1 protein-coding gene is annotated in these 452 nt (G+C 72.3%); it reads left to right on the top strand.

The features are described from left to right. Positions 1 to 315: DUF2868 domain-containing protein (locus B2X67_RS10575; RefSeq protein WP_286785470.1), on the top strand; the 315-nt coding region annotated here is incomplete at its 5' end. Positions 316 to 452 lie beyond the last annotated feature (137 nt).

A 452-nucleotide genomic window follows, 5' to 3' on the forward strand; every position in this document is an offset into this window, starting at 1 on the left:
CCTGCCGGCGTCGCCGACGCCGGCATCCTCGACAGCCGCGAACAGCGCAATCGCCTGCTCGATCAGCTCACCCGCTTCGCGCCAGCGCGCCTGGCCATCGCCTGTGACCCGCGCCGCTCGCCCGACCGCGGCACCCTGGCGCTGATCGGCGAACTGTCGCGCTGCGCCGCGGCCACGCGTATCTGGCTGCTCGCGCCGCTCCCCGGCGAGGCGCTGGACGGCGCCCGCCTGGGCGACTGGCACCAGGCGCTGGATGCGCTCGGCCTGAAGCACGGCGATGCGCCGCTGGGCTGGCTGGAGACAGGCCATGACTGAGCCGATCGAACGCCGGATGGATGACGCCCTTTTTTTCCCCCGCCAAGGCCTCCCGAACAGGGGTGAGCACCGATGAGCGCCCCGCTGAAGCTGGCCGTGGTCGGCCACACCAATGTCGGCAAGACCTCGCTGCTGCG

The sequence above is a fragment of the Pseudomonas sp. UBA3153 genome (assembly GCF_002364635.1).
GTDB classification, from domain to species: domain Bacteria; phylum Pseudomonadota; class Gammaproteobacteria; order Pseudomonadales; family Pseudomonadaceae; genus Pseudomonas_O; species Pseudomonas_O kuykendallii.